This is a genomic window from Roseibium album (assembly GCF_001404515.1).
Taxonomy (GTDB): Bacteria; Pseudomonadota; Alphaproteobacteria; order Rhizobiales; family Stappiaceae; genus Roseibium; species Roseibium album.
On the sequence record NZ_CXWE01000010.1, the window covers coordinates 101,444 to 117,055 of the forward strand.

16 protein-coding genes are annotated in these 15,612 nt (G+C 58.0%); 13 read left to right on the forward strand and 3 right to left on the reverse strand.

The genetic code is table 11. The annotated features are described in order from the left end of the window. Nucleotides 1-131: 131 nt before the first annotated feature. From LA5095_RS27665 to LA5095_RS27710, 10 genes are all read left to right on the forward strand, one after another. Nucleotides 132-716 (forward strand): carboxymuconolactone decarboxylase family protein, encoded by a 585-nt coding sequence (locus tag LA5095_RS27665; protein WP_055121019.1) that lies wholly within the window; start codon nucleotides 132-134, stop codon nucleotides 714-716. Nucleotides 717-767: 51 nt separating this feature from the next. Beyond that, nucleotides 768-1,889, forward strand: a complete 1,122-nt coding sequence (locus LA5095_RS27670; protein ID WP_055121021.1) for a tripartite tricarboxylate transporter substrate binding protein — start codon at nucleotides 768-770, stop codon at nucleotides 1,887-1,889. A 74-nt stretch (nucleotides 1,890-1,963) separates the two neighbouring features. Next, the gene (locus tag LA5095_RS27675) at nucleotides 1,964-2,530 is read left to right on the forward strand and encodes a tripartite tricarboxylate transporter TctB family protein (protein WP_055121022.1); all 567 of its coding nucleotides are present in this window, start codon (nucleotides 1,964-1,966) and stop codon (nucleotides 2,528-2,530) included. After that, nucleotides 2,530-4,047 (forward strand): tripartite tricarboxylate transporter permease, encoded by a 1,518-nt coding sequence (locus LA5095_RS27680; protein ID WP_055121024.1) that lies wholly within the window; start codon nucleotides 2,530-2,532, stop codon nucleotides 4,045-4,047. Before LA5095_RS27675 ends, LA5095_RS27680 begins: the two co-directional genes overlap by 1 nt. A gap of 11 nt (nucleotides 4,048-4,058) precedes the next feature. Beyond that, on the forward strand, nucleotides 4,059-5,186 hold the full coding sequence (locus tag LA5095_RS27685) for a Gfo/Idh/MocA family protein (RefSeq protein WP_055121118.1): 1,128 nt from the start codon (nucleotides 4,059-4,061) through the stop codon (nucleotides 5,184-5,186). An 11-nt stretch (nucleotides 5,187-5,197) separates the two neighbouring features. Continuing rightward, entirely contained in the window at nucleotides 5,198-6,127 is a 930-nt protein-coding gene (locus LA5095_RS27690) for a TRAP transporter substrate-binding protein (protein ID WP_055121026.1), read from the forward strand. Nucleotides 6,128-6,222: 95 nt separating this feature from the next. After that, the gene (locus LA5095_RS27695; RefSeq protein ID WP_082442989.1) at nucleotides 6,223-6,771 is read left to right on the forward strand and encodes a tripartite tricarboxylate transporter TctB family protein; all 549 of its coding nucleotides are present in this window, start codon (nucleotides 6,223-6,225) and stop codon (nucleotides 6,769-6,771) included. Then, nucleotides 6,768-8,249 (forward strand): tripartite tricarboxylate transporter permease, encoded by a 1,482-nt coding sequence (locus tag LA5095_RS27700; RefSeq protein ID WP_055121030.1) that lies wholly within the window; start codon nucleotides 6,768-6,770, stop codon nucleotides 8,247-8,249. Before LA5095_RS27695 ends, LA5095_RS27700 begins: the two co-directional genes overlap by 4 nt. Nucleotides 8,250-8,321: 72 nt before the next feature. Beyond that, nucleotides 8,322-9,281, forward strand: a complete 960-nt coding sequence (locus LA5095_RS27705) for a Bug family tripartite tricarboxylate transporter substrate binding protein (protein ID WP_158510448.1) — start codon at nucleotides 8,322-8,324, stop codon at nucleotides 9,279-9,281. Between the two features lie 112 nt (nucleotides 9,282-9,393). Beyond that, nucleotides 9,394-9,876 (forward strand): OsmC family protein, encoded by a 483-nt coding sequence (locus LA5095_RS27710; protein ID WP_055121035.1) that lies wholly within the window; start codon nucleotides 9,394-9,396, stop codon nucleotides 9,874-9,876. An 81-nt stretch (nucleotides 9,877-9,957) separates the two neighbouring features. Here LA5095_RS27710 and LA5095_RS27715 read toward each other — a convergent pair whose 3' ends face one another. Further along, a complete protein-coding gene (locus tag LA5095_RS27715) occupies nucleotides 9,958-11,028 on the reverse strand; it encodes an Ldh family oxidoreductase (protein WP_055121037.1) in 1,071 nt (356 codons plus the stop codon). A 56-nt stretch (nucleotides 11,029-11,084) separates the two neighbouring features. On the opposite strand from LA5095_RS27715, the gene LA5095_RS27720 reads away from it, so the two are divergent. Continuing rightward, nucleotides 11,085-11,483 carry a cupin domain-containing protein gene (locus tag LA5095_RS27720; RefSeq protein ID WP_055121039.1) on the forward strand — a complete coding sequence of 133 codons (399 nt, stop codon included), beginning with the start codon at nucleotides 11,085-11,087 and terminating at the stop codon, nucleotides 11,481-11,483. Here LA5095_RS27720 and LA5095_RS27725 read toward each other — a convergent pair. Next, the gene (locus tag LA5095_RS27725; RefSeq protein WP_055121041.1) at nucleotides 11,480-12,268 is read right to left on the reverse strand and encodes a beta-keto acid cleavage family enzyme; all 789 of its coding nucleotides are present in this window, start codon (nucleotides 12,266-12,268) and stop codon (nucleotides 11,480-11,482) included. The genes LA5095_RS27720 and LA5095_RS27725 overlap by 4 nt on opposite strands. Continuing rightward, nucleotides 12,269-13,285: a Gfo/Idh/MocA family protein gene (locus LA5095_RS27730; protein WP_055121043.1), complete on the reverse strand. Its 1,017-nt coding sequence runs from the start codon at nucleotides 13,283-13,285 to the stop codon at nucleotides 12,269-12,271. It abuts the gene before it with no gap. Between the two features lie 131 nt (nucleotides 13,286-13,416). On the opposite strand from LA5095_RS27730, the gene LA5095_RS27735 reads away from it, so the two are divergent. Further along, complete coding sequence (locus LA5095_RS27735) at nucleotides 13,417-14,337, forward strand: LysR family transcriptional regulator (RefSeq protein ID WP_055121045.1); 921 nt, start codon at nucleotides 13,417-13,419, stop codon at nucleotides 14,335-14,337. 111 nt (nucleotides 14,338-14,448) lie between these two features. Beyond that, nucleotides 14,449-15,510, forward strand: a complete 1,062-nt coding sequence (locus tag LA5095_RS27740; protein ID WP_055121119.1) for a Gfo/Idh/MocA family protein — start codon at nucleotides 14,449-14,451, stop codon at nucleotides 15,508-15,510. Nucleotides 15,511-15,612 lie beyond the last annotated feature (102 nt).

A 15,612-nucleotide genomic window follows, 5' to 3' on the forward strand; every position in this document is an offset into this window, starting at 1 on the left:
CAAGCCCCGGTTGGGGGCGCGAGCTTCAGAATTGCCAATACACGCTATCAGTAATGCTGATTTAGAAATGCTCTCGTTATTCGATATTCATGTAGCGAGTGAAGAAAACTCGATTTTATTTGGAGGTGCCGATGGCACACGTAGCACCTGTTGATCTTGAGGCAAGTCGGGAAGCGGCAGAGGAAATCAAGTGGCTGGCCGGTCAGACCGGTTTCGTCGCCAACTCCATGCTTACGCTTTCCCACCGCCCCGAGATCGCAACGGCCGTGCTGAATCTCATCCGTGCGGTTGTTCGCAATCCCAATTCAACAGTTGACCCGGCCCTTTTGTGGATGGTCGCCCACGTGACCAGCCTGTCCAACGGCTGCCGGTATTGTTCGGCGCACACGTTCAAGAACGGTGCGGACAACGGCGTGCCGCAGGACAAGCTGGAGGCCCTGTGGGACTTCGAAACCAGTGCGTTGTTTTCGGATGTGGAGCGGGCCGCGCTGCGGATCGCCCTGACCGGTGGCCAATGCCCGGCGTCTGCGGATGCGGCCGACATGGAAATTCTCAGAAACCATTTCTCGACGGCGCAGATCGTCGAAATCTGCTCCGTCATCGCGTTGTTCGGCTTCAACAATCGCTGGAACGCTCTGATGGAAACGGAACTGGAGGAGAGTGTCGTAACGTTTGTGAATAGCAAGAATTACCACGGTCCTGACGCAACCGCGTGAGGACAAACGGGCTGTTTGAGGAGGCGGTCCGAAGAAGGAGGAGGAAGAAGCGTGAGTGAGAACAAGAGTGGCGCGAGCCGCAGATCGTTCCTTGCAGGTGCCGGCGCAGCAGCCGGGATGACGGGACTTCAGATTACCATTCCAGGCATCGCATTGGCGGCAGGGTTTCCCGAACGCCCGATAACGCTGGTTGTCATGTATTCCGCCGGAGGTGGAACCGACACCATCATGCGCAAGATCGCGCAGGAAATGGCGGATGCCCAAGGCTGGAACGTCAATGTGATCAACAAGCCGGGCGCCGTCGGTGGCATCGCGACGCAGTTCGTTGGCGGACAGCGCCCGGACGGCTACACGGTGCTCGGAGGGGCCAATTACAACCGTTTTGTCCGGGTTCTCGGACATGCGGACTTTACGCCCTGGAAGGACTGGGTGCCGTTCAAGGCGGCGAATGCGCTGGCCTCGTGGTCGGTCGCCGCGGACAGCCCTCATCAGACAATGAACGATGTCATTGCAGCTGCCAAGGCGAACCCGGGAAGCGTGACCATTTCAACGTCGGGTACAGGTGGTGTCTGGCACGAGCTTGCCATGATCATCGCGAACATGGCCGGTGTCGAACTGAAATACGTTCCCTACAAGGGTGGCAAACCCGCGACGCTTGCAGGACTGCAGGGAGAAACCGACATTGCCGGCGGCGGTCTGCACGAGCATATCGACCTGATCCGTGCCGGAAAGCTGCGCAATCTGTGCCACACCAGCATCGAGGACATCACCCTGGACGATGGCACGGTTCTGCCATCAATCGCATCGATCATTCCCGAAGCACGCGCCCTGCTGCCGGTGGGTGCGACCTATAACTTCATGGTGAAGCGTGACATTCCCCCTGAAGCCATGCAGGCCCTTGCTGACGGTTTTGTCGCGGCTGTCAATTCCGACGGTTTCCAGGAACTTCTGAAAGCCAAATTCTTCCAGCCAGACATCAAGATCGGCGAAGAAGCGGACCGGGAAGGCGCGCTGATGGAAGCGGTCACCGTTGAAATCTTCAACAAGTTCAAGGACCAGATCGGTGCCGATGTGAAGACGGCCGAAGAACTGGGCCTGCCGAAACCGGAAGATTTCGATGCGTGGTGGCCGCCCGAGGGCTACACGCCGCCCCCGATCAAGTCGGGCGCATAGCGACGGTCAGACCCCGGCTCGTCAGGCCGGGGTCTCCATGCTGAAACATCCAGAAAAGCCGCAAGGGGACGCCCGTGAGCGAACACACTCACTCTGATGTCAAATTCGAGGGTGAAGAAGCCGGAACCGGGTATGCCTCACCGGCTCTCGATCTGATTGCGACACTTCTGCTGATCATGCTGTCCGTTGCCGTCATGTTTGGCAGTCTGGCGTTGCCTGTGCCTGCCGATCTGCAGACGGCCCCCGGACTGTTGCCGTTCATCGTCGCGGCCAGTCTTCTCGTCATGGCGCTCGGCCTGGGCGCTTCTGCCTTCGGTCGCTGGCGCCAGGGTGTACGAATGCCTGTGCTCGCGGGACGGGACATTTCGACGGATCTGAAGTCTCTCGTGCTTGCGGCCGCAATCGCCGTCTACATTGCGGGCCTGCAATATCTTGCTTTCCGGCATGACATCGTCGTCGGTGAATTTCGTCATTCGATAACGGCATTCGAACCGGTGACCATCCTGGCACTTGCCACCATCATGCGCATGTCCTGGACCGGCGCGCTCTGGATCATTTGCTGCGTGTCGATTGTCTGGACCCTGCTGTTGAGCACCGTATTCCAGCATGTCTTCAACATACCGCTGCCGGGGTCCTTCTGATGATCGACGCGCTTCTCGCGGCCCTGCAGCCGAGCCTGCTTGTCATGTCGCTCTGCGGCGTTTGCCTCGGGATCGTCTGGGGTGCGCTTCCGGGCCTTTCCACGACCATGGCGATGGGTTTGCTGATCGGACTGTCCGCCGGCATGTCCCAGGATGTCGCCATCAGCTTCATGCTCGGCGTATACACCGGCAGTGTTTTTGGCGGCGCGATCTCGGCAGTCCTGATCAACATCCCCGGAACACCGGACGCCGTGCCGACCATGATCGAAGGCCATCAGCTCGCCCAGCGGGGAGAGGGAGGGCAGGCGCTCGGCATGTCCATTGCCGCGTCCTTTGTCGGCGGAATGGTTGGCATCGCGCTGCTGATCCTGCTGATCCCGCTCATTCTGGCATTTGCCCTGAATTTCAAGTCCTGGGAAATGTTCTGGCTGGCGATCATCGGCATCATGGTTGCCGGCTCAATGGCGGCCGGATCCGTCCCGCTGAAGGGCTGGATTGCGGGTTGGATCGGCATGTTGATCGCGTTCGTTGGTCTCGATGCAATCCATGCCGTGCCGCGTTTCACATTCGGATCGTTTGCGCTGTACGACGGCGTGTCTTACGTGGCTGTGCTGATCGGGCTGTTCGGCCTGTCGGAAATCCTGCGAACTTTGCCGGCCAAGGACATGCCGACAATACCCTCGGAAGTCGGGCGTGTGTTTCCGCCCCTTGGCAAACTCGCAAAATATATTCCAAGCGCCCTGCGCTCCGGAACAATCGGTGCTTTCGTCGGGGCCATTCCAGGTGCGGGTGCCAACGTCGCCTCGTTCCTGGCCTATGACATCGGCCGCCGCTGGGCCAAACCGGAAGAAAAGGCCAAATGGGGCAAAGGCAGCTACCAGGCGATTGTCTGCGCCGAAACCGCAAACAATGCCAACATTGGCGGGTCGATGCTGCCAACGCTCGCACTCGGAATTCCCGGCAACGCGGCGGCAGCAGCCCTTCTGGCGGCACTGACACTGAAAAACGTTGTCGTCGGACCGACGATCGAGATTGATCATCCCGGTCTTATCTACTTCATTTATGCCTGCCTCATCGTCGCGAACCTTTTGATGTATGTCGCGGCGTTCGCGCTGATAGGGCCTTGCGTGAAGCTCTTCAGTCTGCCGCGTGGCATCCTGATGCCAATGATTTTGCCGGTTTGTGTGATCGGCGCATTCGCGGTCAAGCTGACTATGGCAGACGTCTGGATCATGTTCGCTGCCGGCGTCTTCGGCTGGCTGTTCACGATAATGCGGTTTCCCACGGCACCGGTCGTGCTCGGTGTGATCCTGGCGCCGCTCGCCGACGAAAATCTGCGACGCTCGCTGCTCGTTTTCGAAGACAAGTCCCTCGGTTTCATCCTGTCCCAATGGATCGGCACCGTGCTGATGCTCGCCGTGCTCTTTGTCATCATTGAAGGCGTTTTGCGTGCCCTTTGGTCTCTCAGAAAGGGAACGGATGATGTGGAACCGACACTTTCGTCCCCACAAGGTTAAGGAGTTTTTTGGTGCCAACGAAGAACAAGGAAATCGGTCTGGCCATAGTTGGCTGCGGTACCATCGGCCGTATCCGGGCCGAGATTGCACGCGCCTATCCGGGCGTCGGCTGGATCGGCCTGTGCGATATCAAGTCGGATATCGGCCAAAAGCTCGCCGAGGATGTGCAGGCCGATTTTTTTACGACGGACTTCAGGGAATTGCTCGCACGGCCCGAGATCACGGCAACCATTATCGCAACGGACGAGAATTTTCATTTTGAACCGACCATGCTGGCCATTCAGCAGGGGCATGATCTGTTCATCGAGAAACCGCTTGCCACGGACGCGCGTCAATCCGCACAGATCCTTTCTGCGATCGAGGAAACCGGCGTCGATGCGGTAATCGGTTACACCCAGCGTTTCCGTCGCCGGTTTCTCGCCATCAAGGAACGCCTGATCACGGGACAGATCGGAGATGTCCATTCCGTCGTCACAAGGGCTTTCATGAACCGGATGGTGCCGATCGCCACGGTCCAGCGGACACAGGAGCGCGCCACGCTGACACCGATGGTTGTTTCGGGAACACACAGCCTCGACATGTCCCTCTGGCTGATGGAAGGAAAGAAGCCGGTCAGTGTCTATGCCCGCTCGACCGACAGGGTACTCGGCGCCTGGGGCACGAAAGACTCGACGTTCGGCATCTTCACAATGGACGACGGCTCGATCTTTTCAATGAACATTTCCTGGGCTCTGCCCGAGGTATGGCCGGGTGCAGTCTACGGCATCGAGATTGGCATCGTCGGTTCGGAGGGTGTCATCGACATTGAGGACACACACCGTGATCTCGTCATGGCGACAAATGTTGCACAAGGCGCAGGCTATGCACCTGAAGGTTACAAGGCTCCAGATCGCCATGTCGAATTCCTGACGAGCTACCCGCCGGGTGACCTTCATCTCGGTCAGCTCTGGGGCCCCATGCGTGAGGAAACCAACGCCTGGTATCAACGGCTTTATGCCGGTCTCGATACGCCGCATGCCACTGCGCAGGACGGTCACCGGAACCTGCTTTTCACCATGGCGATGGATGTCTCGGCGAAACGGGGCGAACCGGTCGCCTTGCCGCCGGACCCCGCCGAGTTGATGGCGGAACTGTCCTAGGAGGAACTTGGATGACAATCAGGATCAGGTTCGGGGGATACCAGGGCGAAAAGTCCGTGCACACGAGGGGCGGACGAACGCTGGCAGCGGAATTGGCTCGGGTAGGCGGCGGCGACGTTTCGCTGGAATTTGACGAGAACATAGTCGTCCGTGGCCACAAGGCCGCGGATCTCCTGTCGATGACCGAGGAAGGTGCGCTCGACGGGTGCTATTTCTCCTCCAGCTATCTGGCAAAGAGGGTGCCGGAACTTGGCATCTTCGATCAGCATTTTGTTGTGCCGGATCGTCGGCGTGCCTACGCCGTTCTTGACGGTGAACTGGGTGAGCGGCTGAAGAATAAAGTTGCCGCTGCAACCGGATACACCGTGCTTGGATACTGGGACAACGGTTTGCGTCATATCTCCAGCCGCAAGGCAATCCGAACACCGGACGATTGTGAAGGCCTGAAGCTCAGGACGCTGGCGAACGAAGACCATCAGCGCGTCTTCCGCTCGCTCGGCTTTGACCCGCGCGCAATTGATGTACGTGACCTGCCCGCAGCGGTGGAAGACGGCACCGTCGATGCGCAGGAAAATCCACTGACGAATATCTACAATTTCGGTCTTCACAAGACGCATCGCTGCATCACGCTGTCCCGGCATCTTCTGGGCGTCGCACTTGTACTTTTTCGTACTGAAAGCGTGGAAGCCTGGCCCGACGAAACGCGCAGTGCGGTTGAAAAGGCCGTCGCCGAGGCGACCCGGGCTCAGCGTCGTTTCGCAGAGGAAGACGACGATATCTGCCGCCGTGCTCTCGTGCAGGACGGTGTTGAAATCATCGACCTGGGCGATGCCGAGCGCGCCCGGTTCGCCGCATTGTGTCGCCAAGAAGTAGATACGACCAGAAAAGCGTTTGACGAGGAGTTAATCTCTTTGTTTGACAAGGAGTTAGATGCGGCATGAGCACTATTCGTGTTCTGCATTCATCTACGCAAAGTTAGCATTTCGGATCGTTTTGGCAGGTCGCTAGTCTGGTGCTTGCAGGAGGAAAAGCACAGATGAACTCTGTTAATAGACGCGTTGATCCGGAGGTGATTGTTTCGGCTGTCCTGGGCGTGGCGTCTGCCTTGTCGATCGTGTTCATGACGCAGCTCGTGGCGCCACCGAAAGTTCTCTTCGGCCGCTCGCTCACTGCGATTTCCCCAAGCCTGTTTCCCTACCTGGTTCTGGGCGGCCTCGTGGTGCTGAACATCCTGTTTCTATACCGCTGCAATATCCGGCCCGAAGGCATCTGGTCCGAGCCGGTCTACAACGAGCACAGCCGTATCCGTGGACTGATGCTCTTTGCAATCATGCTGTTTTATTCCCTGGCAATGGTACCGCTCGGTTTCCTGATCTCAAGCGTGCTGACACTGGCTATGATCTCTGTTCTGGTCGGCAACCGCAGCCCTTGGCAGATCGCGCTGATCGCCCTTGTTCCGCCGGTTCTGCTTTATCTCGGGGCAACGCGATTGCTCGCGGTCGCGCTGCCGGAACTGTCTTCGATCGAGTTTTTCTACGCCTACATTCTCGGTGAATCCGACGGCATCGGAGGAGCTGTTCAATGATCGAGCAGTTCACACAAGGTCTCGAACTGGCTTTTCGCCTGGATACGATCCTTTTTATCTGCATGGGCCTGTTCGGCGGCATGCTGGTCGGCGCGCTTCCCGGGTTCACGACCCTTATGGCAATGGCGATCCTGTTGCCGATTTCGTTTTTTCTCGACCCGCTCGTCGGCATTCCGTTTCTTCTTGGAATCTACAAGGGCGGCATGTTCGGGGGCAGCGTTCCGGCGATCCTCGTTTCGATGCCTGGTACGGGGGCCGCCGTTGCAACAACGCTGGATGGCTATCAGCTCACCAAAAAGGGTCAGTCTCGCAAGGCGCTCGACACCGCCCTGGTCTCTTCCGTTTTCGGGGACACATTTTCCGACATCTTCACGATCTTGATGATTTTTCCGATCGCATTGCTGGTCATGCAGTTTGGACCGCCGGAGATCTTTGCCGTCCTCCTGCTGTCTCTGGTGATCATCGCAGTCACGACAGGCGGGAACGTCCTGAAGAGCCTGATCATGATGCTGCTCGGGATCTGGTTGTCGTTTATCGGGACCGACCCGCTCGGTGGCGTGGAGAGATTCACATTCGGTCTCTTTGACCTGAAGTCCGGCATCCCCTTGCTGCCGATGTTGATCGGTGTGTTTGCCATCCCGGAGATCGTCAACGTGGTCATGCGGTCAACCCGTGGGCAGGCGCTTGCGGCAGTCGTCGGGGACCGTTTGAACTGGTCGGAATTCAAAAGTATATTCCGCACGCTTTGCCGGTCCTGCGTGATTGGAACCGGTATCGGTATCATTCCCGGCCTTGGCCAGGTTGTTGCAGCCATGATGGGATACACTGCTGCCAAGAACGCTTCGGATGATCCTCAGAAATTCGGCAAGGGCGAGATTGAAGGGGTTGCGGCGGCGGAATCCGCCAACAACGCGGTCAACGGACCGACGCTCGTGCCGTTGCTCACGCTGGGTATCCCGGGCGATAATGTCACTGCGATATTGCTTGGTGCCTTTGTTGCGCAGGGCCTGCGCCCCGGGCCGCAATTGTTCGAAGAGCAGGGCGCCACGGTTTTTGCGATCCTGATCGCGATGGTGCTGGCAAATCTGCTGTTCCTGGTCATCGGCTACCTGTCGGTTCCCTTTTTCGCGCGTCTTGTGACGCTGAAGAATTCGATCCTGGTGCCGATCGTGATCATGTTCGCTTTTGCCGGTGCCTTCGTATTCAGGTCCGACTCGATCGATCTTCTGATGCTCGTCGGCTTTGGCGCCTTTGGCCTCATTGCGCGGGCCGCAAGGTTCGACGTCATGCCGATGGTCATGGGATTCATACTGGGCCCCCCCATGGAATACGCCTTTGGCCAGACGGTCGCGATGGCACAGAACGCACCGCTCGCGTTCCTGCTGACCGAGCGGCAGGGCATGCTCATTCTTCTGGCTCTCATTCCGGTCATCGGTTTTGTCCTTTGGAGGAGGATGAAGAAGCTGGCCACGGGCTAGGAAAACGGAAGCGGCGTCCGCATCGTCCGCGGCTTCCGAATAACTCGATCGATGCACACGGAGGAGGAAATAATGTTCAGGAAACTTTGGAAAGGCGCGGTATTTGCCGCGGCGGCGACCCTCACGGGCGCGGTCTCCCCTGCGTTGGCAGAATATCCGGAAAAGCCCGTAACGATGGTGATCCCGCTTGGTGCGGGCGGGTCTCATGACCTCAATGCCAGGGTGATCACTTCCACGATCCCGTCATTCCTCGATCAGGCCATGATCGTTCGGTTGACACCGGGAGCAGGTGGACAGAAGGGAACGCAGGAAGTCGCTAACTCCAGTGCGGATGGCTACACCCTGCTTTTCAGTCACAACTACATCGACATGCTTCAGCAGCATGTGGAGAACCTTCCGTACAAACCCATGGATGATTTTGTCCCGGTTGCGCGGATCAACTATGCGCCGATCGCCGTCGTGGTTCGGGCAGACAGTCCTTACAAGACCTTCGAGGAACTGATCGAGGCAGCCAAGGCAAAGCCGGGTGAAGTCCGCATGGCCCACTCCGGCAACTGGGGTGCCTTGTTTGTTCCGGCAGCGCAGATCATGAAGGCGCGTGACGCTTATTTCAATATGGTGCCGTATCAGGGGGGAGGCCCGGCTATGCAGGCGCTTTTGTCCGGCGATGCGGATCTGACGATGGGCTTCCCGTCGACGCTTTCATCGCTGCTGGCTTCCGGGGACGTCCGGGTGCTGGCAACTGCCGGTGCGGAACGGATTTATCCTGATGTCCCGACTTTTGGCGAAGTAGGTGTGGAAGGCGATGTGGGATTCATGCACCGCGTGGTGCTTGCACCCGCCGACACGCCTCCTGCGGTTCTTGAAAAACTCGAAGCGTCATTTGCAGCGCTTCTGGAGGACAAGACATACAATCGCATGATGTCCCGCCTTGGCGAGAACGTCGACTACATGTCGGGTGCCGATTACCAGAAAATGCGCGAAGAGCAGGCAGAGGCCTACAAGGACCTCGTCGATTCGATCACGCAATAAGAGATGAAGGACCGGCCGGTTTCAGGCCGGCCGGTCCCGGCAATTCGAAGGCGTTACGCTTCCTGCCAGTGGAGGCGGGGAACAATCTGTGGCCTGCGAGAAAGGGTTCCGAATGAAAATCAGGGAAAAGCAAATCTGGACCTTCAAGGTTACGGGTCGCCAGGAAACCAACACCAAGTCGGTCGTACGCGCACGCGACGTCGAAATGATTATCGACGAGCCGGTCGAGCGCGGCGGAACCAATCTCGGACCGATGCCGGTCGAGACGATGATTGCCGGGCTTGTCGGCTGTACGCACGTCATTTCCAACAAGCTGGCCAACGCGAACGGTGTCGATATCACCGCCATGGATATAGATGTTGTCACCACGATGGATAGCCGCGGCACACGCCTTGTCGAGCCGATCGACATTCCATTTCCCGATGTAAAGATCGCGATCACTGCCGAAATGAAGGGGAGTGACGAGGGCATTGCCGCCGTTGTTGAAAAGCTTCGTCATCATTGTGCTGTCTCGAAGATGCTTCAGATGTCGGGCAGCCGGGTGTCCGAAAACTGGACGATCAACGGCCGCAACTGGTCGGCAGAGGCTGCCTGACCGGTATTCGGCTGAACAACCCGTCACGGTGTGAAACCGGTCCTTGCCGATACGTCTGCGTATTATGGGCCACGGACCGATTTATGCAGGCGCGGCCTGGCGTTCGAGCCTGGCAACACCGTTGGCGTCGGCAAGATCGTCGAGAACGGCAAGCAACGCGGCGGGCAGGGGAATCCCGTTGACAGATCTATCCTTGAGAGTCGCGTCAAGCCGCTCGCCGGGCAATCGGATTTCCGCGATGCCGGGAAGGCGCTGCGACGACTTCATCTCGTCCCAGACATCGTCGATGGAGGACCTGAATGCAGCCGGATCCGTAAAGGCGGCAATGTTGAGCATGAGGATGAATTGACCCGTATTGGTTTTGCTCTGCGAATCCGCATTGAAATCGACCACATCGCGGCCGAAGGCGGCCCCGTTGAGCACACCGGCAAGGATCCCGAACACCAGCGAAAGCCCGTAGCCTTTCGGTCCGCCAATGGGAAGCAGAAACCCCTCGGCCGATTTTGTGGGGTCGAGGAGCGGATTGCCCTGCCGGTCGATCATCCAGCCTTCCGGCATCATTTCGCCGCGCTGTGCTGCGGTCTTGACCTTGCCGTAGGCAGCAACCGTGGTCGCCATGTCGAGCACAATCGGCGGACGTTCGGCCGCCGGGATTGCTACCGCAATCGGATTGGTGGACAGAAGCATGTCCGTCCCGCCCCAGGGAGGCATGTGATTGGCACTGCCGACGGCGACATAAAGGCCGATCATGTCTTCGCAAAGCGCTTTCATGGCATAGAGAGATGCGGGACCCGCGTGGTTCGAATTCCGCGACCCGACCCAGGCAACCCCGGTTTGCCGGGCCTTTGCAACCGCAATGTCCGTCGCATGGTTCATCACAAGGTGCCCCATGCCATTGTCGCCATCCAGAACCGCGCTGGCGGGAAATTCCTCGGCCAGGGCAAACACTGGTTTAGGATTGATCCCCCCTGCCTTGAGGCGCTTCACGTATTGCGCAAGGCGAAAAACACCATGACCATCCTGTCCAATGAGGTCGGCCGTTACCATCAGTTCAGCGATGGTGCAGGCATCGTCCTCGGGCAGACCATTTGTCGAGAGAACCCGGCATATGAACCTCTCCAGGTTTTTTTTGGTTACACGTGTTTCAGTCATTCGCCAGTTCCACCTACATTTGGGGTCAAGCCCCGCTTCTCAAAGAGGATGAAATCGTGTCCACCGTCATCACATACAAAGACATCAGGCCTTTCCAGCGCGGGGACGGGGTCGAGACGCGGCTTCTGATCGGAAAGGCCGTCAGCGACACTGTCCCGTTCACCACGGGAACGACTGTTTTCCCCGCCGGCTGCAGCGCACCGATGCACACCCACAATTGCGACGAACAGGTCACAATCCTGGAGGGCGAGGCCGAGGCCAGTATCGGCGGGAACGTCTACAATCTGACCAAAGGCGACACGGCCTTTGCCGAAGCCGGATCACCGCATTATTTCAGGAACAGGGGTGACGGACGCCTTGTCATCTTGTGGGTCTATGGCGCTCGTGACGTGACACGCACATTTGTCGAAACCGGTGAGACCGTTCCGCATCTGTCCGCAGGCGATCAAGTTTAAAGCAGGCCGGATTTGCCGGCCAGTCCGACAAGTTCGCTGACACGTTCGGCATTGTCCTTCGCAAGTGAGCCATTCCTGTTCCAGAGTGAGTTTTCAAAGCCGATCCGCGCCTTGCCGCCGAGTTCCAGAGCCCGCAGCAGACAATCTGTCTCCTCCGGTCCGAAGGCACACAGCATCCAGTCAAATGATTGCTGCTCCTCAAGGTCCCGCATCGGTTTGACCAAGGCTTCGATATCCTCGGGACGGCTGGTCCGGCCGCCGTCATAAGATCCAAGGACAAGTTGTACCTGGTGAGCGGACCCGGGCACCGTTCCGTCGGCAATGAAGCCGATGAGCTGGGTGAGCTCGGCTTTCGAATAGCAGATATGCTGAATCGCAACGTTGTGGTCACGAGCCCAGTGATAGGTTCTGCGGGCCTCGGGCAAGGTTTCTTCATTCGGCACGAATTCGCGAACCGCGACGGAAATCGAACTGGGACGCATCGTCCGGATCAGGTCCTGCTGATCTCTGGCATTGAAGCGCCCTGCGGTTTCGCTCGTGATTTGCACGAACCACCCTGGCAACTCTTCGGCAATTCGAGCGATCACCTCACGATATCGAGCGGCATCGAGACTGTGCAGGCCGGCATCATCGCGCACGTGGGCATGGACGCCTCCGGCACCGGCGGCGGCACATTGGCGGCAGGTTTCGACCAGTTCTTCAACGCTCATCGGCAACGCAGGATGGGCGGACTTGTCCCGGCGCGCACCATTGGGTGCAACGAGAATTTTAGGCAGTTCGATCATTTATGAATTCAGATGGATGGTTTCACGATGTTCGGCAGACTGCGCAATTGCTTCGAGAACTTCAATATTATGGATCATTTCCTGGTGGGAAACCCTGTATGGACGACGCCCGAGGCAGGCATCCCTGAACGCCTCAAGGTTGTGAATCACGGTATCGGTCCACTCGAAAGCGGTTTCCTTCAGCGGCATCCCTGTCACCGATTCCACATAACTTACCTTGCCGCCCGGCGTGTCGGGATGGGTGTCGTTGCGCGCTTCCACCCATTTTTCAGTTCCGAACACGTGCATGCGAATGAAGTGAGGTGTGTGCAGGATGGCGCTCAAGGTCGCCGTCATTCCTTCTCTGAACCCGAGTTGCACCGTAACAAGGTCACCGGTTTCCCAGCCGAGTGAACGATCCGCTGTCATCGCCTGAACCGTTTTGACCGGCCCGAAAAAGGAGATCAGCAGGTCGGTGAGGTGGATACCCATCGCCGTCATGCCGGCGGCCGGACAGGTGGATTTTGACGTGCGCCAATCGCCCGAGGGGACACCGATCAGCTTGTCGTGACTGAAGGCGGCTTCGGCATGCATGATCTTGCCGAGGCCACCCCGTTCAATCTCTGCCTTGAGAGCTTCCATGGCCGGCTCGAACCGCCGTTCGTGTCCTATGCCAAGCGTGACGCCTGCCTCTTTGCATGCCTTGACAGAGCGGCGCGCGCTCTCACCGGTCAGGCCCAGAGGTTTTTCACAAAAGACATGTTTGCCAGCAGCCGCGCATTGGCGCACCTGTTCCTCATGCAGTGGATTGGGGGTTGTCAGAACGACGGCATCAATGTCTGGGCGTTTTAGAACGTCTTCGAAACGTGTGTAGGGCGCTGGGCCGGCATCCCGGATCTGATCGTGGGCGGTCTCGTTCGGTTCGATTACGACAGGTACGGCAATTCCGTCGGTCAGCTTGAGGCGATTGACAATGTGGCGCCCCCACCAACCGAACCCGGCGACCGCGATACAAAATGATTTATTCTGTATGTTCATAGTTTTACCCTGTCCACCGGTCCGGCCATTCTGCTCTTTTGGTGTTTTCTTCTGTTAGTTAGTAGGTCTTGCCGCCTTCAACGCAACTCATTATCAATGATATTTGCCAACAGAAAAAGTGATGGCTTGAGATGAAGCTTCAGCAACTCAGATTTTTCGTCGCCGTCTATGAGGAAGGTTCTTTCTCGGCTGCGGCCAACCGGGTTAACGCCACCCAATCCGGTATTTCAATGCAGGTCCGAGAGCTTGAGGACCGGTATGGTGTGCAGTTGCTGATCCGCAAGTCGACCGGTGTCACGCCAACCGAAACCGGCATGCTGTTCTACAAGAAAGCGGTCGATGTCCTGCGGTCGGCTGCCGATGCAGACGAGACCTTGAAACGTGCGTCCGGAACCATGACGGGGCAGGTGCGTGTCGGCTTGATCCCGACCCTTACGCGTAGCGTTCTGTCCGAGGCGATGCTGCAATTCACGGAAACTTATCCGATGGTGCGCCTTTCCATGGTGGAGGCCTATTCCTTCCAGCTGATTGAAGCGGTTGGACGTGAAGATCTTGATTTCGCTATCGTTCCGGCATTCGAAGGGCATGACAATATTCGCGCGGAACCCATGGGAACCGACAACGAATTTCTGGTTGGTGCCCCCGGTGAGAGGCATCTCCAGCCTGTGGACCTGAAAGATCATGCCCCTTTGCGTTATGTTCTTCCCAGTCCTGCAAATTCGCGCCGCCGTCGCATCGACCGCTACTTTGCTGACCATCACATCAAGGTGGACAGTGTTCTGGAACTCGACGCGATGTTCGGCACAATCGACCTTGTCGCCCGGTCGGATTGGCATACGATCCTGCCTGGTATCATGTGCGCTGCAGATCTGGACGGGCAGCGCCGCCGGCTGCATCCGATCGTCAGGCCGGAGCTTTCCGTGAGCTACAGCAGGATCGAACCGGCAGCAAAACCACTCAATGATGCAGCACAGGCCTTCTGTGACATTTTGCAGGAAGAGCTGACCAGAACGATTGCGTCGACCCGCAAAGCGGCGCGATGCGGAGTTTGAATATCTCAACGCAGATTCAGAATTTTACCCCGTAAGTCCGTTTGCCCAACATGCTTCTGACAAGAGAAGGGGTCTGTCGTGCGGCGGCTCCGCGATCAGGGGAGCCAGGGTATGGAACAGATTGAACTGGGTGTGATCGGTGCGGGCTGGTGCGGTGGTATCCGCATCGAAGCGGCAGCCCGCAATCCGCAGGTTGCGTCGATGCACATTGCCGAGACGCGCAGTGAACGCTTGCAGGAAATGAAGGACCGCTATGCTCCGGCAACCGCGACGGACACTTATCAGGAGATCATTGAAAACCCGAACATCTCTTCCGTCATCATTTCCGCAACGCCTGAAGACGTTCACTACCCGATGGCCAGAGCTGCCCTCCTGGCAGGAAAGCATGTTTTTCTTGAAAAGCCGATTGCGATCACCCTTGCAGAAGCCGATGATCTGGTTGCTCTGTCGAAGCAGAACGATGTCAAGTTCACGATCGGCTATTCGCAGCGCTTCAATTACAAATATGCCTATATTCGCGAGAGCCTTCTCAATGGAACGCTTGGCGATCCTGTCTCCGCTCTGGTCAGCCGCCACATCACACGCGGTCTCGGCAACAAGATTTCGGGTCGGACCAAGCTGTCGCCCGCCGCAATGGAAGCAACTCACGATCTCGACTTTGTGCTCTGGTGTCTGGAGCCGGCCAGACCGGTAAAGGTCTACGCCCAGAACGTCTACCGCTATATGCGGGGCAAGGGGGTCGATGCACCGGATTGTACCTGGATCATCGTGACCATGGACAACGGCATTTCCTTTACCATCGGCGCCGGCTGGATCCTGCCACTCGGCTATCCGAACTATTCCAGCACCACGCTGGAAATGGTCGGGACCAAGGGTGCCCTGATGGTGGATGACAGCCACAAGGATGTTGTCCTGAACACGGAAGACAACGGTATCCAGTTCCCGATGTCTTCCATGCCGGGAGAATTCGTCGGACATGCCTATGCCGGCCCGATGGCGCCGGAGACCAATCATTTCATAGATGCCTGCGCCCGGGACAAGCCGGTTCTGGTCACTGCCGATCAGGCCCGTCAGGTAATGGAAGTCTATATTGCTGCTGATCTGTCTGCCGAGCGCGGCGAGCCGGTCCACCTGCCATTGAACGACGCCAGCCTGAGTTCGATCATGGCCTGAGAGCCGCTAACGCGCCGAAACACAACGGTACCGTTTTGGATGCGGCGAAGCGAAGATCCGGTCTCCGGGGGCCGAGAAAAATGTCTCGGCTCATGCACGCCT